The sequence below is a fragment of the Streptomyces sp. NBC_00631 genome (genome assembly GCF_045206895.1).
In the GTDB taxonomy this organism is placed as follows: domain Bacteria; phylum Actinomycetota; class Actinomycetes; order Streptomycetales; family Streptomycetaceae; genus Streptomyces.
Genome location: NZ_CP107734.1, coordinates 8,794,332 through 8,820,127, shown reverse-complemented (window position 1 = coordinate 8,820,127; position 25,796 = coordinate 8,794,332). Strand labels below are relative to the sequence as shown.

At 68.5% G+C, this 25,796-nt stretch carries 25 protein-coding genes, 1 other RNA gene and 4 pseudogenes; 10 read left to right on the top strand and 20 right to left on the bottom strand.

What is annotated here, in order from left to right:
• Positions 1 to 26: 26 nt before the first annotated feature.
• On the top strand, positions 27 to 872 hold the full coding sequence (locus OHB00_RS40395) for an alpha/beta fold hydrolase (RefSeq protein ID WP_406442524.1): 846 nt from the start codon (positions 27 to 29) through the stop codon (positions 870 to 872).
• 882 nt (positions 873 to 1,754) lie between these two features.
• Here the strand turns inward: OHB00_RS40395 and OHB00_RS40390 are convergent.
• The 4 genes from OHB00_RS40390 to OHB00_RS40375 all read right to left on the bottom strand — a co-directional run bounded on the left by OHB00_RS40390 (position 1,755) and on the right by OHB00_RS40375 (position 5,591).
• Complete coding sequence (locus OHB00_RS40390; RefSeq protein WP_406446189.1) at positions 1,755 to 3,116, bottom strand: mycothione reductase; 1,362 nt, start codon at positions 3,114 to 3,116, stop codon at positions 1,755 to 1,757.
• Between the two features lie 524 nt (positions 3,117 to 3,640).
• An RNA gene (rnpB, locus tag OHB00_RS40385) (RNase P RNA component class A) lies at positions 3,641 to 4,045 on the bottom strand.
• A 52-nt stretch (positions 4,046 to 4,097) separates the two neighbouring features.
• Positions 4,098 to 4,319 carry a hypothetical protein gene (locus tag OHB00_RS40380; protein ID WP_406442522.1) on the bottom strand — a complete coding sequence of 74 codons (222 nt, stop codon included), beginning with the start codon at positions 4,317 to 4,319 and terminating at the stop codon, positions 4,098 to 4,100.
• 162 nt (positions 4,320 to 4,481) lie between these two features.
• A complete protein-coding gene (locus OHB00_RS40375; protein ID WP_406442520.1) occupies positions 4,482 to 5,591 on the bottom strand; it encodes a hypothetical protein in 1,110 nt (369 codons plus the stop codon).
• A 900-nt stretch (positions 5,592 to 6,491) separates the two neighbouring features.
• Here OHB00_RS40375 and OHB00_RS40370 point away from each other — a divergent pair.
• Positions 6,492 to 6,857 (top strand): hypothetical protein, encoded by a 366-nt coding sequence (locus tag OHB00_RS40370; RefSeq protein WP_406442518.1) that lies wholly within the window; start codon positions 6,492 to 6,494, stop codon positions 6,855 to 6,857.
• 334 nt (positions 6,858 to 7,191) lie between these two features.
• On the opposite strand, the gene OHB00_RS40365 is transcribed toward OHB00_RS40370, so the two are convergent.
• Positions 7,192 to 7,962 carry a transposase gene (locus OHB00_RS40365; protein WP_406442517.1) on the bottom strand — a complete coding sequence of 257 codons (771 nt, stop codon included), beginning with the start codon at positions 7,960 to 7,962 and terminating at the stop codon, positions 7,192 to 7,194.
• An 80-nt stretch (positions 7,963 to 8,042) separates the two neighbouring features.
• Here OHB00_RS40365 and OHB00_RS40360 point away from each other — a divergent pair, with 80 nt between their 5' ends.
• Positions 8,043 to 8,414: a VOC family protein gene (locus tag OHB00_RS40360; RefSeq protein WP_406442515.1), complete on the top strand. Its 372-nt coding sequence runs from the start codon at positions 8,043 to 8,045 to the stop codon at positions 8,412 to 8,414.
• Between the two features lie 116 nt (positions 8,415 to 8,530).
• On the opposite strand, the gene OHB00_RS40355 is transcribed toward OHB00_RS40360, so the two are convergent.
• Positions 8,531 to 10,033, bottom strand: coding sequence for a recombinase family protein (locus tag OHB00_RS40355; RefSeq protein ID WP_406442513.1), 1,503 nt, complete (start codon positions 10,031 to 10,033; stop codon positions 8,531 to 8,533).
• A gap of 136 nt (positions 10,034 to 10,169) precedes the next feature.
• Between OHB00_RS40355 and OHB00_RS40350 the strand changes: the two are divergent.
• Positions 10,170 to 10,673: pseudogene (locus OHB00_RS40350) on the top strand (transposase family protein); the annotation flags it as partial.
• Positions 10,674 to 10,728: 55 nt separating this feature from the next.
• On the opposite strand, the gene OHB00_RS40345 reads toward OHB00_RS40350, so the two are convergent.
• From OHB00_RS40345 to OHB00_RS40310, 8 genes are all read right to left on the bottom strand, one after another.
• The gene (locus tag OHB00_RS40345) at positions 10,729 to 12,102 is read right to left on the bottom strand and encodes a hypothetical protein (RefSeq protein ID WP_406442512.1); all 1,374 of its coding nucleotides are present in this window, start codon (positions 12,100 to 12,102) and stop codon (positions 10,729 to 10,731) included.
• Entirely contained in the window at positions 12,099 to 12,629 is a 531-nt protein-coding gene (locus OHB00_RS40340) for a Mov34/MPN/PAD-1 family protein (RefSeq protein WP_406442510.1), read from the bottom strand. Before OHB00_RS40340 ends, OHB00_RS40345 begins: the two co-directional genes overlap by 4 nt.
• Positions 12,626 to 13,102 (bottom strand): hypothetical protein, encoded by a 477-nt coding sequence (locus OHB00_RS40335; RefSeq protein WP_406442508.1) that lies wholly within the window; start codon positions 13,100 to 13,102, stop codon positions 12,626 to 12,628. The genes OHB00_RS40340 and OHB00_RS40335 overlap by 4 nt, the downstream gene beginning before the upstream one ends.
• Before the next feature lies 1 nt (position 13,103).
• Entirely contained in the window at positions 13,104 to 13,397 is a 294-nt protein-coding gene (locus OHB00_RS40330) for a hypothetical protein (protein WP_406442506.1), read from the bottom strand.
• A gap of 232 nt (positions 13,398 to 13,629) precedes the next feature.
• Complete coding sequence (locus tag OHB00_RS40325) at positions 13,630 to 14,148, bottom strand: ImmA/IrrE family metallo-endopeptidase (RefSeq protein ID WP_406442505.1); 519 nt, start codon at positions 14,146 to 14,148, stop codon at positions 13,630 to 13,632.
• A complete protein-coding gene (locus OHB00_RS40320; RefSeq protein WP_406442503.1) occupies positions 14,135 to 14,458 on the bottom strand; it encodes a helix-turn-helix domain-containing protein in 324 nt (107 codons plus the stop codon). Before OHB00_RS40320 ends, OHB00_RS40325 begins: the two co-directional genes overlap by 14 nt.
• Positions 14,459 to 14,999: 541 nt before the next feature.
• Positions 15,000 to 15,953 carry an RNA polymerase sigma factor gene (locus tag OHB00_RS40315; RefSeq protein ID WP_406442501.1) on the bottom strand — a complete coding sequence of 318 codons (954 nt, stop codon included), beginning with the start codon at positions 15,951 to 15,953 and terminating at the stop codon, positions 15,000 to 15,002.
• A gap of 14 nt (positions 15,954 to 15,967) precedes the next feature.
• Positions 15,968 to 16,168 (bottom strand): hypothetical protein, encoded by a 201-nt coding sequence (locus OHB00_RS40310; RefSeq protein WP_406442499.1) that lies wholly within the window; start codon positions 16,166 to 16,168, stop codon positions 15,968 to 15,970.
• A gap of 219 nt (positions 16,169 to 16,387) precedes the next feature.
• Between OHB00_RS40310 and OHB00_RS40305 the strand changes: the two genes are divergently transcribed.
• Complete coding sequence (locus OHB00_RS40305) at positions 16,388 to 17,506, top strand: IS630 family transposase (protein ID WP_406442498.1); 1,119 nt, start codon at positions 16,388 to 16,390, stop codon at positions 17,504 to 17,506.
• Positions 17,507 to 17,535: 29 nt separating this feature from the next.
• Here the strand turns inward: OHB00_RS40305 and OHB00_RS40300 are convergent, their stop codons facing one another.
• From OHB00_RS40300 to OHB00_RS40290, 3 genes and pseudogenes are all read right to left on the bottom strand, one after another.
• Positions 17,536 to 17,964, bottom strand: a complete 429-nt coding sequence (locus OHB00_RS40300) for a hypothetical protein (RefSeq protein ID WP_406442497.1) — start codon at positions 17,962 to 17,964, stop codon at positions 17,536 to 17,538.
• Between the two features lie 374 nt (positions 17,965 to 18,338).
• Entirely contained in the window at positions 18,339 to 19,184 is an 846-nt protein-coding gene (locus OHB00_RS40295; protein WP_406442495.1) for an MBL fold metallo-hydrolase, read from the bottom strand.
• Between the two features lie 313 nt (positions 19,185 to 19,497).
• A pseudogene (locus OHB00_RS40290) lies at positions 19,498 to 19,791 on the bottom strand (glycerate kinase); the annotation flags it as partial.
• Positions 19,792 to 20,094: 303 nt separating this feature from the next.
• Between OHB00_RS40290 and OHB00_RS40285 the strand changes: the two are divergent.
• Together OHB00_RS40285 and OHB00_RS40280 are read left to right on the top strand one after the other, a co-directional pair.
• On the top strand, positions 20,095 to 21,168 hold the full coding sequence (locus tag OHB00_RS40285; RefSeq protein ID WP_406442493.1) for an ADP-ribosylglycohydrolase family protein: 1,074 nt from the start codon (positions 20,095 to 20,097) through the stop codon (positions 21,166 to 21,168).
• 25 nt (positions 21,169 to 21,193) lie between these two features.
• A pseudogene (locus OHB00_RS40280) lies at positions 21,194 to 21,325 on the top strand (NUDIX hydrolase); the annotation flags it as partial.
• Between the two features lie 37 nt (positions 21,326 to 21,362).
• Here OHB00_RS40280 and OHB00_RS40275 read toward each other — a convergent pair.
• A complete protein-coding gene (locus OHB00_RS40275) occupies positions 21,363 to 21,683 on the bottom strand; it encodes a hypothetical protein (protein ID WP_406442491.1) in 321 nt (106 codons plus the stop codon).
• Between the two features lie 273 nt (positions 21,684 to 21,956).
• Between OHB00_RS40275 and OHB00_RS40270 the strand changes: the two are divergent.
• The 3 genes and pseudogenes from OHB00_RS40270 to OHB00_RS40260 all read left to right on the top strand — a co-directional run.
• A pseudogene (locus OHB00_RS40270) lies at positions 21,957 to 22,487 on the top strand (ADP-ribosylglycohydrolase family protein); the annotation flags it as partial.
• Complete coding sequence (locus OHB00_RS40265; protein ID WP_406442490.1) at positions 22,484 to 22,978, top strand: NUDIX domain-containing protein; 495 nt, start codon at positions 22,484 to 22,486, stop codon at positions 22,976 to 22,978. The pseudogene OHB00_RS40270 and the gene OHB00_RS40265, both read left to right, overlap by 4 nt.
• An 82-nt stretch (positions 22,979 to 23,060) precedes the next feature.
• On the top strand, positions 23,061 to 23,789 hold the full coding sequence (locus tag OHB00_RS40260; protein ID WP_406442488.1) for a Sir2 family NAD-dependent protein deacetylase: 729 nt from the start codon (positions 23,061 to 23,063) through the stop codon (positions 23,787 to 23,789).
• Here the strand turns inward: OHB00_RS40260 and OHB00_RS40255 are convergent.
• Positions 23,786 to 24,268, bottom strand: coding sequence for a methylated-DNA--[protein]-cysteine S-methyltransferase (locus OHB00_RS40255; protein ID WP_406442487.1), 483 nt, complete (start codon positions 24,266 to 24,268; stop codon positions 23,786 to 23,788). The two genes, OHB00_RS40260 and OHB00_RS40255, sit on opposite strands and share 4 nt — an antisense overlap.
• Before the next feature lie 20 nt (positions 24,269 to 24,288).
• On the bottom strand, positions 24,289 to 25,758 hold the full coding sequence (locus OHB00_RS40250; RefSeq protein ID WP_406446187.1) for an AlkA N-terminal domain-containing protein: 1,470 nt from the start codon (positions 25,756 to 25,758) through the stop codon (positions 24,289 to 24,291).
• Between the last annotated feature and the right edge of the window lie 38 nt (positions 25,759 to 25,796).

The following is a 25,796-nucleotide window of genomic DNA, read 5'->3' as shown; positions in this document are numbered from 1 at the left end:
GAAAAATCCGAGAGGAACAACGCCACATGAAGTCCACCGTTCGAATCAAGGCGCTGGCGACTGCCGCGTTGGTGAGTGGCGCGGTCGTAGCGTCGCTGGGCGTGACGAACGCGAGCGCCGTCACGACCACCACGAACGATCACGCCGTCGCCTCGCAGACGGGGCACCACGCGAAGCCGACGGTGGTCCTGGTCCACGGCGCGTTCGCCGACTCATCCAGCTGGAACAACGAGATCGGCTACCTGCGACGTCAGGGCTACCCGGTCTACGCGATCGACACCCCGCTGCGCGGTCTGGCCTTCGACAGCGCCTATGTCGAGGCACAGATCAAGACCATCAAGGGGCCCGTGGTGCTGGTCGGCCACTCCTACGCGGGAGAGGTGATCAGCCAGGTCGCCGCGAAGACGTCGAAGGTCAAGGCCCTCGTATATGTGGCGGCTCTCATCCCCAAGGCGGGAGACACGGCCGGCTCCCTGATCGGGCAGTTCCCTGGATCGCAGCTCGTTTCGGAGAACTTCCGCACCGTTCCCCTGCCCGGTGGTGACACCGACGTGTACCTCAAGGCCGACAAGTTCGGGACCGTGTACGGCAACGGGCTGTCGAAGTCGGACATCCGTGTCGCCTCGGTGACTCAGGAGCCGGTGGCCCTGTCGGCGTTCACCGACAAGGCCACCGTGAATCCGCCGGCGAAGACGCCGAAGTGGGCGGTCATCTCGACCGAGGACCACGCCGTGCCGACGGCTGCCCAGAAGTTCGAGGCCAAGCGAGTGGGCGCCCACATCAGCTACACACGCTCCGGTCATGACGTTCCTGCGATCAGCCCGGGGGCAGTCGACCGCGCCATCGTCGCCGCTGCCAACTCCGTGCACTGATCGACCCCTGCGGCGGGGCGTCCGTCTCGGGGCGCCCCGCCTCGGCGTCGCACACCCCGCTCCCGCCGGGCAAAGGCCGAGCGGTTGCAAGTGAAGCTCCTTCATCCTGCTTCCGCGCAGATCGCAAGGAGGCTTCCGCCTTGATCGCGGGCATCGGTGTCATGCAGTGGCGGGCACGGTAGTTGATCTCAGTTCGAAGGCTAACGGCACGAGGTCCTGGACTGCCTGCGCCAGGCGCGAACAAGGCGTCGGGCTGTTGGGGCAGGCACAGCATTTCTCCGCCGGAAAGCATGACGGGTTCGGCAAACGCTTCCCGCGGGACATCCCGCTACGGCAGACTCATCGCTACGGCCTTCGTCGGTCAAGTGCTTCTGTGACGGAGCACTGGATCAGACGAAGGCCGGTCTCATGTCAGACACTCGGACGAAAATGTCAGCAAGTTCGAGGCCATGTTGGGCCATGCACGATAAACGCCAAGCTTAGCTACGAATATGACCTCGTCCTCGAGGACTGAACCACAAAAGGAAATTGCAGGCCACCTGCGGCCCGTGGCTCGTGGCTCGTAGAGGTCAGCGGTCACGCCCCTGTGAACTTCCTTGCCGATCGCCGTCGAGGCGGCGCGCAGTTTCAATCGGGCCGCATAGTCACCGAAGACAATCGACATGATGTTGAACAATCCGCACATGACGCATTAATGTCGCGGAAGTTCGCAGTGGCGCTACGAGTCTGATGCGGCTTCGTGACGACTTGACGACGTGCAGCGCGGGGCGCACGCGTGGAAATTTCGACAGCGCGGAGCAGAGCAACCCGGTGCTGTGCAGGTGTGCTTGCCTCACCGCAGATCTCGATCGGCGAAGAACTTCGGTCACGATGGGCTGCCCGTCACAGCGCCAGCAGCGCTTGTTCGACCACTTCGGTGAGAGCGGGATGGATGTAGAGGACCTCACGGGCGATCTGGTCCACGGTCAGGCCCAGCGTCATCGCCTGGATCAAAGGCTGGATCAGTGTCGCGGCCTGCGGGCCGATGATGTGCGCACCGATCAGCGTCCGGTCGCGGGGATCCGCCAATACCTTGACGAAGCCTGTGGTGTCCTCCAGTGCCCATCCATAAGCGGTGTCGGCGTAGTCACGAACACTGATCAGGCAGTCGATTCCGCGTTCCCGCGCCTGCCGTTCAGTCAGGCCGACGCTGGCCACCTGAGGGTTGGAGAAGACCGCGTGCGGAACCAGGCGGGGGGCAAGCGTGCGGATGTCGTCGGTGTGCAGGAGGTTGTGACGCACCACGCGTACTTCGGCGTTGGCCATGTGCTTGAGCTGGAAGTGGTTCGTGGCGTCGCCGAGCGACCAGATACCCGGGACCGAAGTCCGGTAGGCGTCGTCGGTCACGATGTGGCCGTGCTCGTCGAGTTCCAGCCCGGCGGCCGCGGCGTCAAGGCGGTCGGTGTTGGGCCGGCGCCCCACAGCGATGAGCAGCGCGGCTGCTTCGACCGTCTCACGCGGTACGCGCCCAGCGGCTCCGGCGACGTGGACCGCGACGCCCTGCCCCCGGGCCTCGACGGACATGACCTCGGTGTTCAGCAGGAGCCGGTGGCGCTCGGCGGCAAGTTCGGTGAACCGGGCCGACACCTGCTCGTCCTCCTGCGGCAGCAGCCGCGGCCCCCGCTGCACAATCGTGACGCTCGATCCCAGCGCACCGAAGACGTAACCCAGTTCGGCCGCGATGAAGCCGCCTCCGACGATCACCAGGGACTCGGGGACTTCGTCGATCCGCATGATCGTATCGGAGGTGTGGAAGGGGACGTCCTCCAGACCCGGGATCGCCGGCACCACCGGACGTGCCCCTACCGCGACGACGAACGCTTCGGAGCTGATCCTTTGTGATCCGACCTCCACCACCGTCGGCGAGACGAAGCGCGCCGGTTCGGTGTAGACATCCGTCGCAAGGCTGCGGTAGGCGACCGCGCTGTCGTGGAGCGGGTCGATGCGGCCGAACACCCGGTCGCGGATGGCCTTCCAGTCGACGTGATCGACTGTGGCGTGTACGCCCAACCGCTTCGCCGACCGGGCCGCGGTCGCCGCATCGGCGGCCACGACGAACATCTTGGACGGGATGCACCCGCGGTTCAGGCAGGTCCCCCCGAACCGGTCGGGCTCCACGATGGCGGTCCGCAGATGCGACGTCTCTGGGCCGAGCAGCATGTTTCCGCTGCCTGCCCCGAGCACGACGAGGTCGTAGTGTTTCATCTCTTCCCAACTTCCCGACCGCGAGCCCCGCTGCGGTCGCGGTCGGCAACGACGGTCCCGGAGCGGCGCCGCAGACCCAATGCCGTTCACCGACCATTCCATGGTGGACCCGCGGCTTCCGACACCGCCAATGCCGATTCCCCCGTCCGTGATGCCGGTCCGGCATGGGCGGTTACCTGTCCGCCGTGGATCTCGGCATCGGGCGACTCCCCTACTTCGTCGCCGAAGCCGAAGAGAGCAGAAGTCGATAGCCTGGTCTTCGAGGGGGGACGATCAGGGGCCATCTGCCATGACAGGGCCGCGCAAAATGTAGTCACACTGGCGTCAGCCTCCGCTGCATCGTACGACTGGGATGGATGCCCGTCACCACACAGGTGTATGCGAAGAGGTCTCGCCGTCCGTCACGGCGAGACCCGACTCCCTGGCGGTCTCAGCTGACCGACCGGGAACTCGGCCGGGAACTACGCGCTCTACAGGGCGCGGTGTACTGCTTCGTCGCCCTGAACTGCGGAAATGAAGAGCGGCAGACGAGTCGGGCTGTACGCCGGATTCTGTCGCCCGGTCGCCTCGCGGCGGCCGGGGAGACGGCCATCCATCTAGGGCTGACGTTGCCGCCAGCCTCGTGCGGTCTACCCGCGGACTCGGGCGAGCAGCCCTCGAACGTCCGCGCAGAAACACCGGGGTGCTCCCTCTTGACCTTGCTCCGGGTGGGGTTTACCTAGCTGCCCAGGTCACCCTGGGCACTGGTGGTCTCTTACACCACCGTTTCACCCTTACCCAGCGCCTGAACACTGGGCGGTCTGTTTTCTGTGGCACTGTCCCGCGGGTCACCCCGGGTGGCCGTTAGCCACCACCCTGCCCTGTGGAGTCCGGACGTTCCTCGGGAAGCCCCCGTCAAGGGGACTCCACGCGGCCGTCCGCCCGGCTCGTCTGCCGTGTCGACCATGGTAGCCCACCAGGCGCGGCTCCCTGTTTCATCGATCAGCGACCGACGAGCGGATCCGGCGTCTCCTTGATCTGCGGCCCAGCCGCAAGCTCCTTCGTGGAGTAGCCGAGCCAGAGCTCTCCGGTCACCCTGCCCCTCGCGCCCAGCTGACGCCCTGCGGACACTGCCCACTCGCGAACCCGTGCCTCGTCCAGCACCCCGTCCGGGCCGAGCAGGTCATCGCGCCCGGCTTGGTCGAGCCGGAAGGAAGCCGTCACCTGGTCCGGGACCCATCCGCTGCCGCCGAGGGCTATCGCCCGCTGCTGAGCCCAGGTCCGGACAGCGTGCGTCTCAGCCTTGGAGACAGCTGGTCGCGGACGCTGCCCGGCCTGTGTGGCCAGACATCCGCAACTACGGGTGTTTCCGGAAGTGACCTGGGACTAGGCAACGGCGAAGATCTCGGGATTGCCGCAATTGCACCGGTGGTCGCGGACGATCTCATCTGGGTTTTCCGGATTCCGGTAGGGCTCGGAAAGAGGTGACTGCAGGCTGTCTACTGGCGGAGCAGTTGGTGAGAGGCGGCGCGGTGTCGGCGGGCCCGCCTTCGTCGCCTTTCGGCGCGGAGGACGCAGCTCGCCCCAAACCGCAATGACGTAGGCATCGGCAGCGGCCTGGTGCCGGGCCGTGCCACCGTAGAGGTACGCGTCCAGGCCCGGCACAGCCCCCGGATAGCGCGCCGACAGGACCGAGGCCACCGCGCTGGCCTGCTGGTAGGCCGTGGCTCGTTCGGGCACGGCCACGACCAGAACGTGGGGAGCCTCCATCTCTGGCAGATCGCCGATTCTCACGTGAATGAGCAGGTCCAGGAGCCCTGCTTCAACCAGGACCCGGCTCTTCTTGTTCTCGTACCGGCGGCGGTCCCGCTGTCGTGCCGAGTGGTGGAAAGCGCCGTCGTACTTGAGGCCTACGCTGACACCGTGAGGCAGATGGAAGACCGCGTCGACCTCGACGTCCTTGTAGCGCCAGTGGGCGGGCTTGTGATCGGGCGGGACGGTGAGGAGCTGCGAGGCGAAGTCGGGCACACCGTCGGGCAGCCTGGGATCCCGGCTCTCCGGCGGTACGAGGTCGATGAGTCCCGCGAGTTCAGCGACCAGGCGGACCTGCTCTTTCGATATCCCGGAAGTCGAGCAGTCGCCGCAGCCCGTGCCCTGGACACGGTTGAGGATCGTGGCCTTCCAGCTGTGGCCGTGACGGCACCTGCAGGGCAGGGTTGCGTACGAGCCCGCGCTACCCGCTTCGGCAGCGTGCTTCCGCGAAATGTTGTGCTGGCTCGTAGGCAGCCGACGCGGGTCAAGGTCCGGAGCATCCAGCTCGTCCGCGATTTCCGGAAACCAGGTGAACAGCGAGTTCGTATCGTCGATCACGTACCCCGCACACACCAGACAGCCGTCCCCCTGAAGCGCCCGCTCCTTGATCACCGCTTCGAAACGGCGCTCAACCGGCTGCCACACTCTGGTACTTGGGTCGCCCCCCATGTCCGGCAGATCCACGGCACACTCTGGTGTGAAGCGTGGGTAATGTCGCTCGCTGGTTTCTGCCGCCGGTACTGAGCAGCCAGCGGCGGAAGGTCCGCGAGCCGGATCAAGCGCCGGCACCCGGGACACCCCGGGCCCTTCTGAATACGGTCCTTGGGCCAGGCCCGCCACGGCTCATGACCGAAGCCAAGGGGGCAGGCATTGCCACAGGAAGGGACTGGCCTCACCGCGTCTTTGAGCAGTCGCCAAGACGTTCTCGGGACGGACGAGGTTGTCTCGGTTCCATTGTGCTGCGACCTCCGGGATGTCCACCACGGTCATTTCTCCACGACCACCAGTACGGCTGTCCCACCGCTCCATGACCATGATCTTGTGCCGATTCCAGTAAGCGGCGACCTCGGCCTGCCGGGCCCGGGCCACTGCGAGTTCCTTCTTGATCAGCTCGCAGCGAGTCCCGTTACGGACCGCATCTGCCGAAGCATCCGTAACCGGTCCTCGCGCCCACCGCTCCCGATGTCGAGAGGCGTCGGCTGAGGTGGCCAGGCGGCGAGTGCTGCCGCGTCATTCCCGGGTGCGTCTGAACCTTGAGTTGCGATCACGGCGTGAACATACGAGCGAGGCCTGACAGAGCCGTACCGATGTCCAGGTCATCCGCATTTAACCGAGCCGGATGCTTTTCCGCAGGTCACAGCACTTTCGCCGTTTGGCGCCTCAGTCCGCGGACGTCGCTCTGCGCTCGCACGGCGAAATTCGACCCGGATTCGACCCGGCCTGCCAATCTTGGCTTGCCGCACATGCTCTGACCTGGGCTTATGCCGGACGGGAACGACACTCGGATGTTACGCCGGGTTCAGTCCGGGACGACACTTACGCACCAGCGGCGTCAGTGAAGTGCGCCCGAGGACGACCGTCGCGATGCACCGCGTTATCGTCGGCGCGGTCGGCTCCATCGTGATGACCGCGATCTTCGCCACCCGCGCCACCCACCAGACGACCGACTACTACACCTTCGCCTGGCTGTTCGTCGGCATCGGCGTCTTCAGTGGTATCGCCTACGCGCCCTGGATGGCGCGCTTCACCGAGACGGTGGAGAAGCAGGGCGTGACCAGTCGTGGAGCCGGCCGGCCGTATACGGCCGGCTCCTCCGCGTGCTGCTGCTCGGGGCTGCGCTCGGTGCCCGACTTGTCGACGCTGACGCGGAGGCACTCGCGGACGGTGAGCGCTGCTGTGGCGGTGGTCGCCGGTCGACGGTCACCTCGCGCAGCTGGCGGTAGTGGGTGATGGCATCGGCCCCAGCAAGGGACGTGGGAAGAGACGACGGCATGCGTCGATCACAGGCACGCTCGGCGCGGCCTCCAGGTTGGTTGTCACATCGCTCTCGGTCGTCGTCACACAGACCCGTGACAGGTCCCGGGAGCGGCACCATCCGCGCGCTTTCGGGCTGAGGCTGAGCGCCAGAGGAGGCGCACCTCCACGAAGAAGTTCAGGTCAGCCTCGCCATCGCAGCCAGTACAGCGCCCGCTCCGTGCAGTGGCACTCATCAGGTCGGAGCCGACTGGCTAAGCGTTGTCCCGTAAATGATCTATGGCATGGCGGGTGACCTGCCCGTTTTCCGTCACCCGGCGAGGGTGAGGTTGTGCAGGCGTGCGATGCCGAGCATGGCGTGCTGTACGCCGTCTCCCTTGAGACGGCAATCGCGAAGGATCTTCCAGGTCTTCATGCGGGCGAAGGCGTGCTCGACGCGGGCGCGGACTTTGCGGTGGGAGGAGTTGTGCCCCTCTTTCCAGGCCGGGAGTTCGACCTGGCCGCGTTCGCGGCGGTGTGGGATGACCAGGCCGGTGCCCCGGTAGCCGCCGTCCGCGATCACCGTGGTCTTGCCGACGGCGTCCTTTGCACCGGACATCTCCCACGCCTTGCAGTCGTTGCGGTTGCCGGGCACGGGCCGGCCCACCACGACGACGAGTCGGGTGTCGGCGTCGATCACCACTTGGTGGTTGGTGGAGTATCGGTAGTTTTTCGACTGCTCGGCGACCGTGTGATCGCGGGTCGGCACGAGCGTTCCGTCCACGATCAGCACGGTGTCTTTGCTGAACCGCTTGCGGGGCTGGAGTGCGAGTGACGGCCCGAGGTGGTTGATGATGCGGTCGGCAGCCGACTTGGACACTCCGAAGAGGGGCGCGAGCTGCCGCACCGTGAGGTTCGTCCGCCAGTACGCGGTGACCAGCAGGACCCGGTCCTCCAGCGGCAGACTCCACGGCCGGCCCTTGCGCACAGGATCCACTCCCTCACGCCTCATCGCGGTGATGAGCTTGCTGAACTGACGCGGGCTCAGACCCGTGAAAGGGGTTATCCAAGACGGTTCCGACGCCGTGATCACACCAGCCACGTCAAGATCATCTCAGCTGCGGCCGGCAGAGATCACCGGTCCAGCAGCCGGGTGTCCGACCATCGACCTACTATGCCCCGATGCAGCCACACTTCACTGGCACCTCCCTGATCACCGACGATGTTCCGTCCCTCGCCGCCTTCTACGCCGCGGTCCTGGACGCAGAGGTCGAGGGCGGCGATCCCTTCGCCCGGGTGACTGTCGCCGGTGCCGTCCTGTCGTTCTTCTCCACCCAGGGCATGGAGTTGATGGTGCCCGGATCGATGTCCGCCGCCGCGAGCGGAGGCTTCACTCTGGAGTTCCGGATCACCGACGTGGACGCACACCATGAGCGTCTGCTGGCCCGGGGAGTTGAGATCCTCAAGCCGCCGACTACGCAGCCGTGGGGGCGCCGGTCGGTATGGCTGCGTGACCCCGACGGCAACATCGTCAACGTCTACCAGGAGACGTGACGGCCGGTCCCGCAGACCTCACTTCGGTCATTGCGGGACAGCCCTAAGGGTGGAGGGTATTCAAAGGGCTTCTACACCTCGCTCTCGCAAGGCTTGACTTGTCACGCGACGGCCGCTCAGCGGCTCGACGGGGTCACGTCGCGGCCGTTGGCGTCCACCCACCTGAGCCGGTCCGTGACGTCCGGCGTGGCGCTGGCGGACACCTGCTTGACTCGCACCTGCCCGAGGACGTCAGGCGCCAGCAGCATGCGGACAATGGAGCGCTGCGCCTCCACGGGCGTGGCATCCCAGCGCTTCTCCACGTCGGGCCCGTAGTCGGACAGGGCGGCCAGCGGCGACGGGCCGGGCGTCAACTCCGTCTCGCCTTTCTCCAGCTCACGGATCTCGCCGGTCAGCCTCTCGATCTTGCGGCCGATGAGCCGCGCCTCGCCCGGAGTCTCCGGGTCTTCGGACTCGTACGCCTCCAACTGGCTCCGCTTCAGCATTAGTTCAGCCTGCATGGGAACTAGCTCCGCGCCGAGGTACGCGAGCACCACCGTGCGGAGAAGGCAGTCCGTCTTCTCCTTGTTGATGCGGGTGCAGCCCCGGCCATGGCACTGGTAGGCAGGGGGCTGGGCCCTACCGGCCGCATTGCGGTAGGTGACGGTCATGGGGGCGTCGCAGACGTCGCACACCAGCGTGCGGCTGAAGGCGTGCCGGACGCCACCGGAGAAGTTGGTGCGCCGGTCGCCATCCTTGAGGATGCCCTGCACCTCATAGAACACCTTGACGAACTCCGCCACGCTGACGGGCTTGCCGTCGTACGAGGCACCTTCGAAGTCAGCGACGCAGGGCCACGAGGCAGGCAGCTCCTTACCCTTGTGGGTACGCCTGCCGATGTAGGCGACCCGCCGCGCCATGCCGCTCATGGTCCGCGCACTCAGGGGCTTGCCCTGTCGACCCACGAGGCCACGCGCCCTGAAGTCCCGCTCAATGGCGGCCATGGAGTGCCCGGCCCGGATGCGGAAGAACAGCTCGATGACGGCCTGCGCCTCCTCCCGCTTGGGCCTCTGCTCGGTGGAGCGCATGACCCGGCGGCCACTGGCGTCCCGAACACGCTCGTAGCCACGCTCGTACCCGAAGGGGCACACGCCATGGCCCCTGGCTCCGCCGGTCTTCACGCCGCGCGTCACCCTTTTGTGGGTCTTGTAGGATTCGTACTCGGAGTCGACCGCGTCCAGCAGCAGCGTCCGCCGGTCGTTGCCGTTGCGGGGGTCCAGGATGCGCTCGTGGGTCTGTACGTAGAAGCGCACGCCCTTCTCCTCGCACAGGTCGAGCAGCGACACCCACTCGCCTGTCTTCCGGCTGCCGCGCGAGGACTCCCACAGCCACAGCAGGTCGGCGCCGAACCGGTCGTTGCGCAGGTCGGCGAGCAGCCGCTCGAAGTCGTCACGGGCCTTCTTGGCATACCGGCTGGCAGAGCCGATGTCCTTGTAGGGCTTGCCCAGGATGACGCCGAGTTCGGCAGCCGTCTCAGAGTGCTCCGCGTGCTGCTGCTCGAGGCTGCGCTCCGTGCCCGACTTATCTACACTGACGCGAAGGTACTCGCGGGCGGTAAGCGCTGCTGTGGCAGTGGTCATCCGTCCTCCCCTGGGTCACTGAGCCCATTCAGCATGGCCACTAATCGGGTGACGACGCCGACGTCCGCAACAGACAAGGCTCCTGTGCCGTTGGGGGGGGTGCTCGACGTCTCAACTCATCGGCCCAGAAGTCCCATTGCTTCCCTATCCTGCCGCACTCGACCTGCCGCATGCCCTGCTCGAGGGGGTCACCCTGCTCATCGTCACCCGGGAGGGTGACCGCCGCTGCAACCCCCTGCCGCACCAGCGTGCGCTGGTCGGCCTGGTGTACCTCCGCTGACATGACACCCTCGCGCAGCTCACCACCGGCTTTTCCCGTCGGCACCGCCCACGCTTACGTAGCAGCCGGAGTCGACCTGCGGGCCAACCGCCCGTCTGCGCGCCCTGCACGAGGCCGATCCCGACTTCGTCCTGCTGGACGGCACTCCCGCGGAGTGTGACCGGGTCGGCGACAGCCGAGCCGACTTTTCCCACAAACACCGCAGGCACGGGGTGAACGTGCAAGTCGTGACCGCCCCGGGCCGGGCAACTGCTGTGGATCTCGCCTACACTGCCCGGCCACGCGCGCGGCCTCACTTCGGCCCGCACCCACCGGACCATCCGGATCTGCGAGCGCCAGAGCGTCTCGGTCCTCGCCGACACCGAGCAAGATCGACAAGAGTGGGGGCCGTCCGAACCACAGTCCCCGCTGTGGGTCACACCGCGGGGTCGATGCTGCCCCATCGTCCGGGGGCAGAGGCGTGCAGGATTTGGCGTGCAGCGGGCGGAAGTGCGTGGGGGCAGCCGTTGTTCAGATGGATGGCCGACTGCCACAAACGGTGGCCGAGTTCGAGGTGGAGGCGCCAGTGATTCTGCCGCCCCGTGATGAGCTGGCTCTCTTTTTGGATTTCAAGGAGGCTCGCTGCGAGGAGGAGACCGGCGGTGGCCGAGAGGAACGGTAGAGCCGCATCCGGGCTGCCCGGATTAGTGGGGTTCGCGGGGCCGGTACCGCAGAGGAAGCTGCTGGTCTGGGCGGTGGGTATGCGGCACGCCGGGCAATCGTCGCGGTCGGGGATGTGGCGGTGGAGCTCAGCAGTCCAGTTGGACGAGGTTGAGGCGTGGAGGAGCACCGGCTGTCCGAGGGCCGCGATCTGTGCGCGAACGTCGCGCTCGTTGGCAAGGGGAAGGACGATGTCGTAGCGGGGACCGTCGGCCAAGTTGGGCCAGGTGTCGTACCAGTGGGGGTGCGGTTGGGCACCGGTGAGCTCGGCGGTGATGATCGCCTTGTGCCGGGGTTCTCCGTGTGGCAGCGCGTTCGGCCAGCCTGCGTCGTCCGCTGTCATGCCCAGGCAGCGGTTCGTGTTGTGCAGCTCGGCGAGATCACCGTCGACTACGTCCCATTGGCCAACGACGCCGATCTCGCGCAGCCAGTAGAACAGTGCCTGACTGACCGCTCCGGCTCCGACAACGAGAACGTTCCCGACATCGACGGGGCCGGTCCGGCTGGTGGTGCCGGCGTCTGCATCAGCGGTGCGTTCGAGTGGGTTCAGACGTGTGGGACGGACCGCGTTGCCGTGAGCTGCGCGGAAGGCCATGGTGGCGGCCAGGCATGCTGCGGTGGCGGCGCCGAGGAGGTGCTCCTCCTCAGTCGTCGAGGATGCGGGGCAGGGCGCCGTGGCGATTTCTCCGCGGCCGCCGTGCCAGCCCAGGTAGAAGTCGAGCTGTTGTGGCAGCTCCGTGCCGATGCCGATGGTGATCGCATCGGCCGGGATAGAGGTAGGGGTTCGGGCGGTCGTGAGCGCCAGGACCGGGTTGATGCTGGTGACCGTGGCGACCATGGCGTCAGCCAGTGTGGGGGCGTCCACGAGCGCCCGGGCCCTCAAGTCGTCCGTCGGCACGACGAGGTGGATCCGACGGTGCACCCGGGCGAGCATGTTCACCAGGGCGAGGGCCGCAACCTGCGCCGGGCGGCTTGTTGCGTCGGTGGCAACGAGGACAGCGATAGGGCGGGCCAGGGCAGTTGCGTTCGCGCCGTATTGGAGGGTGCGGGCATCACGCTCGGCGTAGAAGCGTCTGGCGGTGTCGTTCACCGGAGCTCCTGGATGCTGAGGTGGGCGGGGATGATGATCATCGCGGCCGGGTCGGTGATGTGGACCCAGCGTCCGTCTTGGTACTGGTGGAGTCCCGCGACTTGTTCAGGGTGGAGCGCCCCGGTGCCATAGGCGGCGGCGACAAGGGAGAACATGCCCTCGAAGGGCATGAGGACGAGCTGGTCATCGCCATCGGAGTGGCGGGTGTCTTGGCCAGGGTGTGAGTGCACCTGGGCGATGACGCCGAGACCTCGCGCACGAGCGGTGCGGGCGACGGCTCCTACGGCGTTCTCATCGAGGTGGACACGGCCAGAGCTGGTGACAGCGGGCGGTGTGGCGGCGGCAAGCACCAGGGTCGTAGTGTCCTGGACGCGACCAAGCCACAGGACCACTCCTTCGTGGCGGCGCCCGTCGGAGCCGCTGCTCGCCTGGAGGGCTGCACGGGTCGGAGCGAGAACGCCTTCCGCCACCAGGAGCCGTCCGCGGGCCGGGCCAGTGGGCAGCGGAGTCCGGCGGTGGACCGTCATGACGCCATCCCAGGGCTGACAGCGAGGTGCAGACACAGCGTGTTGAGCATGTCGGCGAGCGTGTGGGCCCGGGTGTAGGCGGAAGCTGCCGTCTTCCAGTGGCCGGGGCCACCCCAGTCACCGTGCGGGCCGCTGTGCTCGCTGTACGCGAGCCGGTTCCAGGGGGCGCAGATGACCAGGTTCGAATGGAAGACCGATCCGGCGATCATCGGGCCAGTGCCTGCGAGCGGAAAGGCGCTGCGGGGGTTGGCACCCTGGTCGTCGCGACAGGTCCAGGCAGGTGGGAAGGCCGGGTAATCGGTGAGGTCTGCCTGGAAGCGCACCTGCGTATCCGTGACCGGGTGGCGGGTTTCCGCGGTCAGCGTCTGGTTGTCGGGGTCAACACAGACTGTCCAACGGTGGCGTTCGGCCCAGGCGGTGATGGCCGGAGTCTCGCTGACCATCACCGCGCGGGTCACCTGCTCGGGGAGCACGTCAGACCCCGCCGCCGATGTCGACGACTTCCAGGGTGTCACCGTTGTGGACGTGGGCGGCGACCAGACTGAGGTCGCGGTTGAGGACCTCACCCTCACTGTTCTGGAACGAGGGCGTGCCGCCGGCGTAGCCGAACTGCTGGGCTGCGTACGCGGCAGCGGCACCGACGGTCTGGGTCCGCGGGAAGTGGAAGGTCCTCGGGTCCGGGTCGCGGGGAGCGTAGACGATGACGGTGAGCTGGCTGTGCTGCGATCCGGCCTCGGCATGTTCGGGAGTGGTGACGTGCTCGGTCATGAAGTGCTCCTTACAGGAGACGGCAGAGCGGAGTCGCGCTCCATGCGGGCTCCGAGCGGCTGCCGCCGTGGTGCGGTTCGCGCCTCGGCAGTTGTCGCCTATCCCAGGATGCACACCACAGACTAGTTTCGCAAACATACCCACCATGTCAGCCAAACTATCCTCACAGGGAGTAGTACTGCGAGCCACCCCGAGGACCTCAAGGTCGAGGCGGAATGTCCGCGCGGAGGTGCTAGCGACCCGAGCCGGAGATGATGCCGAGGTTCATCAGGCGGAAGCTCATCGCCTGCGCGCTGATCTCGAACTCACGAGCCAGTGCATCCACGAGGTCGTCGGCGGATGGCGCCGACACTCTGGCCGCGCTTGCCCGGACCATGGCCTCCGGCGCGAGCAGTGCTGCGGCGAAGCGGTTGGCCTCGATCTCTTCCCGATCGGTCGCCATACTCGAGACGGAGTCGCGATAGTTGATGCGCAGGTCGGAATCCAGAATCAGCGGACGACCGCGATGCAGCAAGAGATGGCCGAGTTCGTGCGCCACCGTGAACTTCCGGCGGTTCTTCGTATGAGTCTGGTTGATGCCGATCACCTGTTGACCGTCGTTGCGCAGCAGCATGCCGGAGACATCGGACGCCAGATTCTGTGGGACAACTGTCGCCCCGAGTTGCTTGGCCAGCCCGTAAGGATCGATCGGCGGCTTGTCGAGACTGAACTTCTCCAGCAGCGCCTTGGCCGCAGCATCAGCCCTTGCCATGATTCGCCTCCATGACTTGCTGGGCGGCCTGCGTAACGGCGGCAACAGCGTCCGCCATGTGAGCGGGGAGGTCGCTCGCAGTCGGAGCCTGGGCCAGATCCGGGATGAGTTCCGCTGACTGCACTCGCACCGCCGCCGCGATCTTGGCCAACCGGAACAGCGAGGTGGACTGGGTGCCGGACTCGATATTTGTGATCGATCCCCGCGTCAGCCCGGCCAGACGCGCCAGCGCGCTCTGAGTCAGTTCTGCCTCCTCGCGAGCAGCACGCACCCGCGCCCCCACTTCCCTGTTGAACGCCTGCTCGTCCATCCCGAAGCCCCCAGTAAGGTCAGTCACGCTGACATCTCTACCACGCTACTACCGGGCGCCATTCAATCGGCCTCCCCTTTCAGCTGCATTTTGGACTGGTTGAATCAGTCAGCCTTTCGCTGGTTTGGGGCCACACTGGCGGCCGCTTCGTACTCACCTCAGTGCTCCGATGGCAGGACGGCAAGATCACGTGGGCCGGCCCCTTTGCCCATGCAGCAGTTCATGGGAACCAGCCGCCGCGGGATTGGCCGACCATACGACGCCGGATCTCCGAGCGGCAGTACGAGGCGATCTGGGTCGAATTGTATTCAGCGGCTCGGCGTACCCCCGGTCGATCCGCTCCCGCACCCGGCGCAGCCGCGCCAGGTCGCTCAGCCTCGTCCCGCCACTACTCGGGCGGGCCGTACGTGATCTCCAGCGAATGCTCCTCCAGGCTGCGAAGCATCACATGGTCGTCCCAGGCCTCATTGAGCAAAAAGAGCTCTCGGGTCCGACACTCCTCGCACAGGCTGACGACGGTGAAGAAGATCCAGTACCGGCCTCACCTGATCGACGGCTGCCTGCTGCCCACCGGCCCGATCATGGACGGCGTCGTGATCAGTTCACCGGACTCCGTGAGTTCGACCTGAGTACTGGCCGATGCGCTGGGGGCGCGGTTTGGGGCCGCTGTTCCCGGACCGGTCGACGACGGAGCAGTGGACGTACCCTTCCGGGCTACCGGTGGGCCCAAGGGAGCCATTGGTTGAGGCTGGCGGAGGCGGGCTGGCATCCGTTGGCGGCTTCGCACGCGAACGGCCACGACCAGCCAGCTCGCACCGTAGAGGATCAAGAGGAATGCCGGGATCGCCTCCGCCCTCGGCCACGCTGGCCACATCAGCCACTCCGGCATGGACGGCAGCGCCGGGCCCCTGTACGGGTCGCCCGCGGGCGCCGTGCGCTGGAGCGCGCCGCCGACCACGAAGCCGATGGAGGTCAGAATGCCCGCGATCACGGCGGCAATCGCAGCACGCAGCAGGGTCAGGGCGCGCGCGCAATGCCGTGCAACCGTGCCAGGATGCTTGTCCATCAGGACAGCTGCCTCGGCCCGGGTGTAGCCCAGGCCATGGGTAGCCCACACCGCGGTGCGCTGTGGGATCGACAGGCCCTGAGCCGCCCGACATACCGCATCCCGATTGTCTACCAGCGCGCTGAAGTCAGCGACAACCGGGGACAGCCGGCACAGCGGATCAGCGTCTCGTTTCTCGTCTAGGCGGCGGTGCTCCCCAAGACGCGTAGCCAGGTGCACGACCTCAGTGTGGATCAGCTTGTGCAGGTAGGCGCGTGGCTGCCGCACAGCGCCCGACTTGCGCAGTGCCGTGGCGAAAGCGCTGCTGACGATGTCATCGGCATCCGCCACCGAATCCGGCACGCCTGCGTCACCAAGGAGTCTGCCGGCCCTACGCGTCAACTCCCCGTGGTACTGCGCAAACGCCTGCGCCAGCACATCGGCGGTCATCGCCTCTGGCTGAGTCACCGCATCCTGCCCTTCCCGCGCTTTGCCTGCTTCTCCTCGCCGGACGGCGCGCGCCTCGCGGGCTCGCCGCCACGCTCGGCGCGGATGATCTCGGCCTTGCCTCGCGCTCGGACCCGGTACGCCACGCTGTTCAAGAGCTTGCTCAAACTCGGGACCAGCAGCAAGAGCACCAACGCCACGGTGCCAGCGACCTCCACGGCCCACCTCCTTTTCAGTGCGCGGCCGTTGAGGGCTCAGGTACACGAGCGGCGGCCGTTCATGCTGAAGGGCCGCGAGGGCGCAGTTCTGATGACACCGACCCCAAGATTCTTTTCGGAGTGGCCGGTGCCTAGTGCTCTGACCGCATAGGTTCGCCGGGTCGGTAGTTGTGTCGGTTGGATGTGGGGTGACGTCCGATCCGAACCGCTGGAGGTGCGGTGGCCGAGCCTGTCCATGTGCGCAGACTGACCGACCAGGAGGGGCAGAGGCTGCAGCAGATCGTGCGCCGGGGCAGCACCAGCACGGTGCGCTATCGGCGCGCGATGATGCTGCTGGCGTCGGCCGGCGGGAACCGGGTTCCGGTGATCGCCCGGCTGGTGCAGGCTGATGAGGACACCGTCCGGGACGTGATCCACCGGTTCAACGAGATCGGCCTGGCCTGCCTGGACCCTCGGTGGGCGGGAGGCCGTCCCCGCCAACTCAAGCCTGACGACGAGGACTTCGTCGTGGCGACGGCCACCACCCGCCCGACCAAGCTCGGCCAGCCCTTCACCCGCTGGTCCCTGCGCAAGCTCGTCGCCTACCTGCGCACAGTCCACGGCCGCGTGATCAGGATCGGCCGCGAGGCGTTACGCAGCCTGCTCGCCCGCCGCGGCGTGACCTTCCAGCGCACCAAGACATGGAAGGAATCCCCGGACCCCGACCGCGAGGTGAAGCTGGATCGGATCGAGGAGATCCTTGACCGCTTCCCGGACCGGATCTTCGCCTTCGACGAGTTCGGCCCGCTCGGGATCCGGCCCACCGGGGGCTCGGGCTGGGCCGAGCGGGGGCACCCCGACCGTGTGCCGGCCACCTACCACCGAACTCATGGCGTGCGGTACTTCCACGGCTGCTACTCGGTCGGCGACGATCGCTTGTGGGGCGTCAACCGCCGCAGGAAGGGCGCCGCCCACACGTTGGCCGCGCTGAAGTCGATCCGTGCCGCCCGGCCCGACGGCGCTCCGATCTACGTGATCATGGACAACTTGTCCGCCCACAAGGGCGCTGACATCCGCCGCTGGGCGACGATGAACAAGGTCGAGTTGTGCTTCACCCCGACCTACGCCTCGTGGGCGAACCCGATCGAGGCGCACTTCGGACCGCTGCGGCAATTCACCATCGCCAACTCCCACCACCTCAACCACACGGTACAGACCCGGACCCTGCACGCCTACCTGCGCTGGCGCAACGCCAACGCCCGCCACCGCGACGTCCTGGCCGCCGAACGCAGGGAACGCGCCCGCATCCGAAGCGAGAAGGGCGTCCGCTGGGGCGGACGCCCCCTCCAAGCGGCCTGAACGACCCGGCGACCATGCGGTCAGAGCACCTAATGGGCGCCACGGGGCAGTAGATGCGGCGCCCGCGCCCCGAGGATGCCGAAGACCTCCTCCTTCGCCAAACTCCGCAGTTCCGCCAGGAAGGCGGGGTCGACGTGGCCCTCCCTGGCCCAGATTCCGGCGAGGGACTCGGCGCAGAGCTGGGCCAGGTCGCTGTGGAAGTCCCCCGCCCGGATGGCCCGGATCAGGGCCGCCTCGACAATCGGACCGCAGAGGTACTCCAGAGACGATGCGGCGTCCTCCCGCTCGTCCTCACGCGCCGTGGAGTCTTCGAGGAGGCGCACGAGCAGAACCGCGCGCTCCTCGTCCGGGATCTCCGGATCGAGCCACACAGGGCCCGGGGACGGGATCGCCGCCGAGTCTTCACCCGCACTGCGGCGCTGCTCTTTCCCGAACAGCCTCGCCAGCCAGCCCCTCATCTAAAACAGCTCCTCGATCCCGTCCGCGATACCCCTCGCTGATCCCGGAACCGCCGGCGACGGTCCCGACCGGCCTGCCGAAGGAGCCGACCTCAGCACCACCGCCACAGCGTAGATGCCGTCCGCGACGGCCGCAGCGATCAGCAGCCTGCCGCCGACCTTGGTGGTCGGCCTGGCCAGGTCGATAGCTCCGCTCGGGGCCCACGGCCCGCCCAGGGGATGTACTTGAGGTTCGCGCCCGGCGTGCCCGGCTGCGGAGCAGGGCGGACCTCGCCCCCGTCACCCGGCGGACGTGCGCGGTCAACGCACTAGCCGACGACGCTTGCGGCGATCGGCGCCGCCCCCTGGCCACGCACCCATCCGACCCGGCTCCGCTACGAGCCGTTTTCCAGCACGAAGCGCAGATACCGTTCCGCGGAACGCCGGACCGCGGCCGCCCCGTCGGCGCTGACCACGCGCCCCCAGAACGCCCCGTAGATGCGTTCAAAAGCGAAAGGCTCGACCAGCGTAAGAGCGCGGCGGATGGTGCTCGGTCGCTCCGGAATGAAGTTGGGGATGCTGTACATGAAGCTGACCCACCGCCGGTCCATCACGACCATGAAGATATCGCCGCTGAACAGCGCGCCGCGCCTCTCCGGGTCGTCAGCCCAGTGCAGCACGGTGCCTCCGGCGAAGTGCGTGCCTGCGTTGATCAGCGTCATGCCAGGCGCGATCTGGTGGGTGTCGCCCGTCCAGTACTCGATCACCGGATCGGGCCGCCCGACCCAGTCACGGTCCGCGGCATGGACGTACACCGGAACGTCGAAGGCCCGGCCCCACTCGGTCATCACGCCGTAGAAGTGCGGATGACTGACGGCGATCGCGCTGATCCCACCGAGATCCTCAATTTCGGCGGCAAGGTCGTCATCGAGGTAGCCCACGCAGTCCCACAGCACGTTGCCGGACGGTGAGCGGATCAGGAGCGCGCGCTGGCCGACGGCCACCGACGGCACCGCACCGACCCCGATCACACCGGGTCCCTCCTCACCGAGCCGACCGCGGCGGCCACTGGCGCGCAACTCGGCGAGCGTCGTCCACTGTTGGCCATCCCAACCGACGTACTGTCGCTCGTCCAGGCAGATCGGGCAATCAGCCCGTGGTGCCCCGTACTGCACGCCGCAGGTACTGCAGATCGGAAGCTGCACACCCGTGACCGACGCGGCCCGCTTCGAAAACGACACCAGAACCTACCCCTCCACGAACTCACCACTTGACGATGCCGACATCAACAGCCGGCCGTGCTGGCCCCTTCCCGAAGCGGACGCGCCCCGATGAGGTAAGCCGCTGAGGCAGTTCACCCACGCTGCTACATGCGCAGGCGCAACGCCAACGCCCGCCACTCCGATGTCCTCACCGCTCAACGCGAGGAACGCGCTTGCCTCCGCAGTGAAAAGGGCATCCGCCGGGGCGGACGCACCGTCGCACCCGCAGCCTGGCCAACCCGGCGAACCTATGTGGTCACAGCACTAGCGACGGCGGCGAGTCGGCCGACGGGCCAGGCGGCAGGGCGAGCTGCAGCCCGCTCTCCTCCGCCATCTCCACGACCGCCGTGCCCGCGCGCAGCGCGAAGGCCGCCGTCACCTCGTGGCCCAGCGGCCCCGCGACACGCACCTCGCGCCGCTCGAAACCGGCCGCGACCGCCGCGTCCACGGTCCCGTCGCCGCCGTCGGCCACGGGCAGCGACTCCACCTGGAGCTCCGGCACGACCCGGCGCAGCCCGGCCGTCACCCGCTCGGCGGCCTGCACGGCCGTCAGCGACCCCTTGAACTTGTCCGCGGCGATGAGCACGCGCTGTGTCACCGTTTCCCCTTGCTCTCCGGGCCGCGCGCACGTCAAGGCCAGTCGCGCCGCTGCGGCTTTAACCGGGGGAGGCCCCGCCGTCATTCCGTGACCTCAGCCTGGACGCGCATGGCGCCCCGCGGAATGGGCCGGCGATTTGCCGTCAGTCGCCCTCAGGCACGTCGTGGCCGATCGCGCCCACGCGGCGGAACCGCACATCGATACAGCCCCGCGCCCTTTCGGGGCGCGGCCACTGTGCGCCCCTTGTCTAACCCCGCGCAGCCTGCGGCCAAATTGGGTAAACCTTCTCCTATGACCCCTGTGGGCACTGAGCCAGAGCTCGCGGACCGCATCCTCGGGGGCTGGCTCGGCCGGATCTCGGGCAACATGCTCGGCAAGCCGGTCGAGCAGGGCGACCTGTGGACGCGGGACCGTATCGACCGCTATCTGCGGCAGGCCGCAGCCCTGCCCCTCACCGACTACCTTCCCGAGCCCGCCGACGGGAGCGACGGCTTCGAGCTGCGCCCCGAGTGGCGCCAGTGCGTGCGCGGCCGTATCCACGGCAGCTGCCGCGACGACGACGTCGACTACGCGATCCTCGGCCTGGACCTCCTGGAGACGCACGGCTTCGGCTTCAGCACCGAGCAGGTCGGCGAGCTGTGGCTGCTGCGGCTGCCGTATCTGCAGACCTTCACGGCGGAGCGGGCCACCTACCGCAATCTCGCCAACGGGCTGAAGCCGCCGGTGACGGCCACGTACGACAACCCGTACCAGGAGTGGATCGGCGCCCTGATCCGCGCCGACATCTACGGCTGGACCTGCCCGGGCGTGCCGCGCCGCGCCGCCTCCCTGGCCCGCCGGGACGCCGTGCTGTCACATACAGGCAACGGCGTGTACGGCGCGATGTTTGCGGCGGGGCTGATCGCGGCCGCGTTCACCGCGCCCACCGTGCGGCACGCGGTGGACCAGGCCCTCGCCGTGATCCCGGCCGGCAGCCGGCTCGCCCGTACCGTGCGGCGGGTCGTGTCCCTCCACGACACGCGGATGACCTGGGAGGACACGCTCACGACGGTGGCCGAGGAGACCGCGGGCCTCGGCTGGATCCACACCATCCCGAACGCCGCCGTACTCACCGCAGGACTTCTGTACGGCGACGGCGACTTCACCCGCACCATCACGCTCACCGTCCGCGGCGGCCTGGACACCGACTCCAACGGAGCGACGGCCGGCTCGGTGGCCGGGGTGCTGACCGGGGCGGACGCGATTCCGGCGCAGTGGAAGGAGCCGCTGGAGGACACCGTCCGCAGCGCGGTGTTCGGCTTCGACGGGGTGCGGATCAGCGAGCTGGCGGAGCGGACGGTGCAACTGGCGGAGGCGGAGCCATAGAGGCCGAGCTGGTTACCCTTCCTGGATGACCTCCACGCCAGACTTCGCCACGTACCTCGCCGGTCTCCCTCGCATTCTCGCCAGGGCCGCCGCCCTCTTCCGCGACACCGCGGGCCGGGTGCTGCTCGTCGAGCCCAACTACCGTGAGGGCTGGGCGCAGCTTTGTGGGTGGAGCGGTCCGACACGGGATGCCGCTAGCGGGTGAATCTCTCTTGTTCGCGTACCGCGAGGGACAGTTCTTGCATGGCCTCGCGGGCGCGGTCGCGCTCTTCCTCGTCGAGCGCAGCAAGCACGCGTGCCGCCTGGAGGCGAATGGTCTCGGGCAAGGCGTCCTGGGCCGCGATCCGGTAGGCGTAGGTGCGGCGGGCGGCCCGCTCCTCGGCGGTAACGCCATCGGGGCTCGACGGGAAGACCGCGGCTTCGTATTGGGCCACACCGAGAAGCAGGCCGTGGGACAGCCCTTCGGCGAAGCCGCGGTCGTGAGCGGCCTGGTGGGCTGCGTTGAACTTGGCCATGCTGCGGCGGCGGGCCAGGAAGGCTCCGAGAGCCGCTGCACATCCGCCGGTCAGCGCGGAGAGCCCTGCTGTGCTGGGCCCGCCCAGGAACGCGCCAATGAGCCCGCCTATCGAGGCCATGAGACAACACGGGGAGCGGGACAGCGCGGATGACGTACTCGCACAACTGGCGAAGTTCGAGGACGAGTTCGTACCCCGGGGGCTCAGGATGAGCGTCATCGATCCTCCCCTGGGTCACTTCCTGACCCCTTCCAGGGGTAGCGCTAAGAACGGGGTTTCAGCGTGTACGGCGCCATGTGGGCCGCCGCGCTGATCTCCGCGGCGTTCACCGCGCCGACGGTGCGGCATGCCGTCGACACCGCGCTCACCGTCGTACCGGCGAGCTGCCGTCTGGCCCGGACCGTGCGCCGGGTGGTCTCCCTGTACGAGACCCGGCTGAGCTGGGAGGACACCCTCACCACCGTCACCGACGAGACATCCGGCCTCGGCTGGATCCACACCGTCCCCAACGCGGCCGTGCTCACCGCCGGGCTGCTCCACGGCGACGGCGACTTCACCCGGACCATCGCCCTCACCGTGCGCGGCGGCCTCGACACCGACTCCAACGGCGCGACGGCGGGCTCGGTGGCCGGGGTGCTGACCGGCGCGGCGGCCGTCCCGGACCAGTGGAAGGCGCCCCTTGAGGACACGGTCCGCAGCGCCGTCTTCGGCTTCGACGGCGCCCGCATCAGCGACCTGGCGGGGCGCACGGTGCGGCTGGCCCGGACGAACACGGCCTCCGGGCTGGCTACCCTGCCGGAGTGACCACCACCGACACGTACGCCGCGTACATCGCGAGCCTCCCCCGGATCCTCGCCGGGGCCGCCGCGCTCTTCCGGGACGCCGAAGGACGGGTGCTGCTCGTCGAGCCCAACTACCGGGAGGGCTGGGCGCTGCCGGGCGGGACCGTCGAGTCCGACGACGGAGAGACCCCGCGCCAGGGCGCCCGCCGGGAGACCCTGGAGGAGATCGGCCTGGACCGCGAGATGGGCCGGCTGCTGGCCGTGGACTGGGTGCACGGCACCGGCCGACCGCCCATCGTGGCGTACGTGTACGACGGCGGTGTCCTCGCCGACACGGACCTCGGGGCGATCAGGCTCCAGGAGGAGGAACTGCTGTCCTGGCGGCTCGTGCCCCGCGAGGAGATCACCGCCCATCTCCCTGGTGCCCTGGGCCGGCGCGTCCTGACCGCGCTGGACGTACTGGCCGAGGGCTCGGGCACCGCCGAGCTGGAGAACGGCGACCGGGTGGGGTGAGCGGGCAGGCCGGGCGGGCGGGCGAGCGGGCGCGGCGATATCCGCTCGCCGCCCGCGCCCGGGCCGCCCTACCCTCGAACACATGACCAAGCCCCTCGTCGCCATCCTCAGCGGCGCCGCTATCTCGACGGACTCCGGGATCCCCGACTACCGCGGCCCGAACGGGCTGTGGCGGAAGGATCCCGAGGCCGAGAAGCTGGTGACCTACGAGTACTACATGGGTGACCCGGAGATCCGGCGCCGGTCCTGGCAGATGCGGCGGAAGAACCGGACGCTGAAGGCCGAGCCGAACGCGGCGCACCGCGCCGTCGCCGAGCTGGAGCAGTCGGGGACACCCGTTCGGGTGATCACGCAGAACGTGGACGGGCTGCACCAGCTCGCCGGGATGCCCGCCCGCAAGGTGCTCGAACTGCACGGCACCGCCCGGCAGGTGGTGTGCACCAAGTGCGGTGCGCGGGGGCCGATGGCGGACGCGATCGCCCGGGTCGAGGCCGGTGAGGAGGATCCGCCGTGCCTGGAGTGCGGGGGCATCCTCAAGTCGGCGACCGTCATGTTCGGCGAGCGACTCGACCCGGACGTCCTCGCTGAGGCCCTCGCCATCAGCAAGGCGTGCACGGTGTTCGTCGCCGTCGGCAGCAGCCTCCAGGTGCAGCCGGCCGCCGGCCTCGCGGGCGTGGCCGCGGACCACGGCGCCCGCCTGGTCATCGTCAACGCGGAACCGACGCCGTACGACGCCCGTGCCGACGAGATCGTGCGCGAGCCGATCGGCGCTGCCCTGCCGAAGTTGCTCGCCGCGCTTCAGGACGGTTAGAAGAGCCCCGCCCCGCGTTCGAAGTCCAGCAGTCGCTGCTTGCGGGGCAGGCCGCCGCCGTAACCGGTGAGGCTGCCGCCGGCGCCGATCACGCGGTGGCAGGGGACGATGATGCCGATGGGGTTGCGGCCGTTGGCGAGGCCGACCGCGCGGGAGGCCTGCGGATTGCCCAGGGCTTCGGCCAGTTCGCCGTAGGAGCGGGTCTCTCCGTAGGGGATCAGGGACAGCTGCTCCCAGACGCTGCGCTGGAACGGGGTGCCGTTCAGGCGCAGTTCGAGGGTGAACTCCGTCAACTCGCCGTCGAAGTAGGCGGCCAGCTGGTCCTTCACCTCGGCGAAGGGTTCGTCGTCGGGGTCGCCGAAGGTCTCCTCGGGCGGGCGGTGGCGCTGGTCGGCCATGTAGAGGCCGCAGAGGGTGCCGTCCTCGGCGACCAGGGTGAGCGGGCCGTAGGGGCTGTCGGTCACGGTGTGGTTCTTCATGGCAGGGTCCTTGAACGTCCTTATACGGGCAGGAAGTTGATCGGGTGACTGTCGGTCGCCCACAGGTACTGGACGGCGTAGGCCCGCCAGGGGCGCCAGGCGGCCGCGCGTGCGGTGAGGGCGGCCGGAGTGCCGGGCAGGCCCGACTCCTGGGCGGCGCGCCGGATTCCGAGGTCGGTGGGGAGGAAGGCGTCCGGGTCGCCGAGGGCGCGCATGGCGATGACGTCGACGGTCCAGGGGCCGAAGCCGGGAAGGGCGAGGAGCCGGGCGCGCGCCTCGGCCCAGTCGCTCTCGACGCCCAGGTGGAGGGTGCCGTCGGCCAGTTGACCGACCAGCGTGGTGAAGGTGGTGCGGCGGGTGCGGGGCATCGCCAGGGAGTCCGGCGGCACGTCCGCGAGCGCCTCGGGGGACGGGAAGAGGTGGGTGAGGCCGCCCTCGGGGTCGGCCACCGGGGTGCCGTGGGCGGTCACCAGGCGGGCCGCGTGGGTGCGGGCGGCGGCCGTGGAGACCTGCTGGCCGAGCACGGCCCGGACGGCGAACTCCGCCTCGTCGACGGTGCGCGGCACCCGGCGTCCCGGCGCCTTGTCGACCAGCGGCGCCAGGACGGGGTCGGTGCGCAGCCGCTCGTCGACGGCGACCGGGTCGGCGTCCAGGTCGAGCAGCCGCCGGCAGCGGCTGATGGCGACGGGCAGGTCCCGCAGGTCGCTGAGGGTGAGCCGGCAGGCGATGTGGTCGGGCTTCGGGGTGAGGGCGGCGATGCCGTGGCCGTAAGGCAGCCGCAGGGTCCGCCGGTAGGCGCCGTCCCGCCACTCCTCGACGCCGGGTACGGCGGTGGCCGCGAGGTGCCCGAAGAGGTTGTCGGGGTTGAGGGGGGCGCGGAAGGGCAGCCGCAGGGAGAGCGCTCCGGGCGTGTTCGAGGTGCTCTTCTTCGGGGCCCTGGCGCGCAGGTCGCTCGGGGACAGGGCGAAGACCTCGCGGACGGTGTCGTTGAAGGTGCGGATCGAGGAGAAACCGGCCGCGAAGGCGATCTCCGCCATCGGCAGCGGGGTCGTCTCGATCAACAGACGGGCGGTCTGGGCGCGTTGGGCTCTGGCGAGGGCCAGCGGGCCGGCGCCGAGTTCGGCGAGCAGCTGGCGCTCGACCTGCCGGGGGCTGTAGCCGAGGCGGGCGGCGAGGCCGGGTACGCCCTCGCGGTCCACGACCCCGTCGGCGATCAGCCGCATGGCGCGGGCGACCAGGTCGGCCCGCTGGTTCCACTCCGGGGAACCGGGGCTGGTGTCGGGACGGCAGCGCTTGCAGGCCCGGAACCCGGCCTGCTGGCAGGCGGCCGCGCTCGGGTAGAAGGTCATGTTCTCGGGTTTGGGCGGTACCACCGGGCAGCTGGGCCGGCAGTAGATGCGGGTGGTCAGGACGGCCGTGAAGAACCACCCGTCGAACCGCGCGTCCTTCGACTGCACGGCCCGTACGCAGTGCTCACGGTCGAGGTGCATCCCTTTCTGCATGGGTCCAGCATCGGCCACCGGGGTGG

Bases quoted from the DNA above. Each gene is read 5' to 3' on its own strand.
- OHB00_RS40395 (WP_406442524.1), top strand. From the start codon at position 27: ATGAAGTCCACCGTTCGAATCAAGGCGCTGGCGACTGCCGCGTTGGTG.
- OHB00_RS40370 (WP_406442518.1), top strand. From the start codon at position 6,492: ATGCACCGCGTTATCGTCGGCGCGGTCGGCTCCATCGTGATGACCGCG.
- OHB00_RS40250 (WP_406446187.1), bottom strand. From the start codon at position 25,758: ATGCACCTCGACCGTGAGCACTGCGTACGGGCCGTGCAGTCGAAGGAC.
- OHB00_RS40285 (WP_406442493.1), top strand. From the start codon at position 20,095: ATGACCCCTGTGGGCACTGAGCCAGAGCTCGCGGACCGCATCCTCGGG.
- OHB00_RS40390 (WP_406446189.1), bottom strand. From the start codon at position 3,116: ATGAAACACTACGACCTCGTCGTGCTCGGGGCAGGCAGCGGAAACATG.
- OHB00_RS40355 (WP_406442513.1), bottom strand. From the start codon at position 10,033: ATGACCACTGCCACAGCAGCGCTTACCGCCCGCGAGTACCTTCGCGTC.
- OHB00_RS40260 (WP_406442488.1), top strand. From the start codon at position 23,061: ATGACCAAGCCCCTCGTCGCCATCCTCAGCGGCGCCGCTATCTCGACG.
- OHB00_RS40275 (WP_406442491.1), bottom strand. From the start codon at position 21,683: ATGGCCAAGTTCAACGCAGCCCACCAGGCCGCTCACGACCGCGGCTTC.
- OHB00_RS40360 (WP_406442515.1), top strand. From the start codon at position 8,043: ATGCAGCCACACTTCACTGGCACCTCCCTGATCACCGACGATGTTCCG.
- OHB00_RS40330 (WP_406442506.1), bottom strand. From the start codon at position 13,397: ATGACCGAGCACGTCACCACTCCCGAACATGCCGAGGCCGGATCGCAG.
- OHB00_RS40315 (WP_406442501.1), bottom strand. From the start codon at position 15,953: ATGACCGCCGATGTGCTGGCGCAGGCGTTTGCGCAGTACCACGGGGAG.
- OHB00_RS40340 (WP_406442510.1), bottom strand. From the start codon at position 12,629: ATGACGGTCCACCGCCGGACTCCGCTGCCCACTGGCCCGGCCCGCGGA.
- OHB00_RS40320 (WP_406442503.1), bottom strand. From the start codon at position 14,458: ATGGACGAGCAGGCGTTCAACAGGGAAGTGGGGGCGCGGGTGCGTGCT.
- OHB00_RS40300 (WP_406442497.1), bottom strand. From the start codon at position 17,964: ATGAGGGGCTGGCTGGCGAGGCTGTTCGGGAAAGAGCAGCGCCGCAGT.
- OHB00_RS40325 (WP_406442505.1), bottom strand. From the start codon at position 14,148: ATGGCAAGGGCTGATGCTGCGGCCAAGGCGCTGCTGGAGAAGTTCAGT.
- OHB00_RS40255 (WP_406442487.1), bottom strand. From the start codon at position 24,268: ATGAAGAACCACACCGTGACCGACAGCCCCTACGGCCCGCTCACCCTG.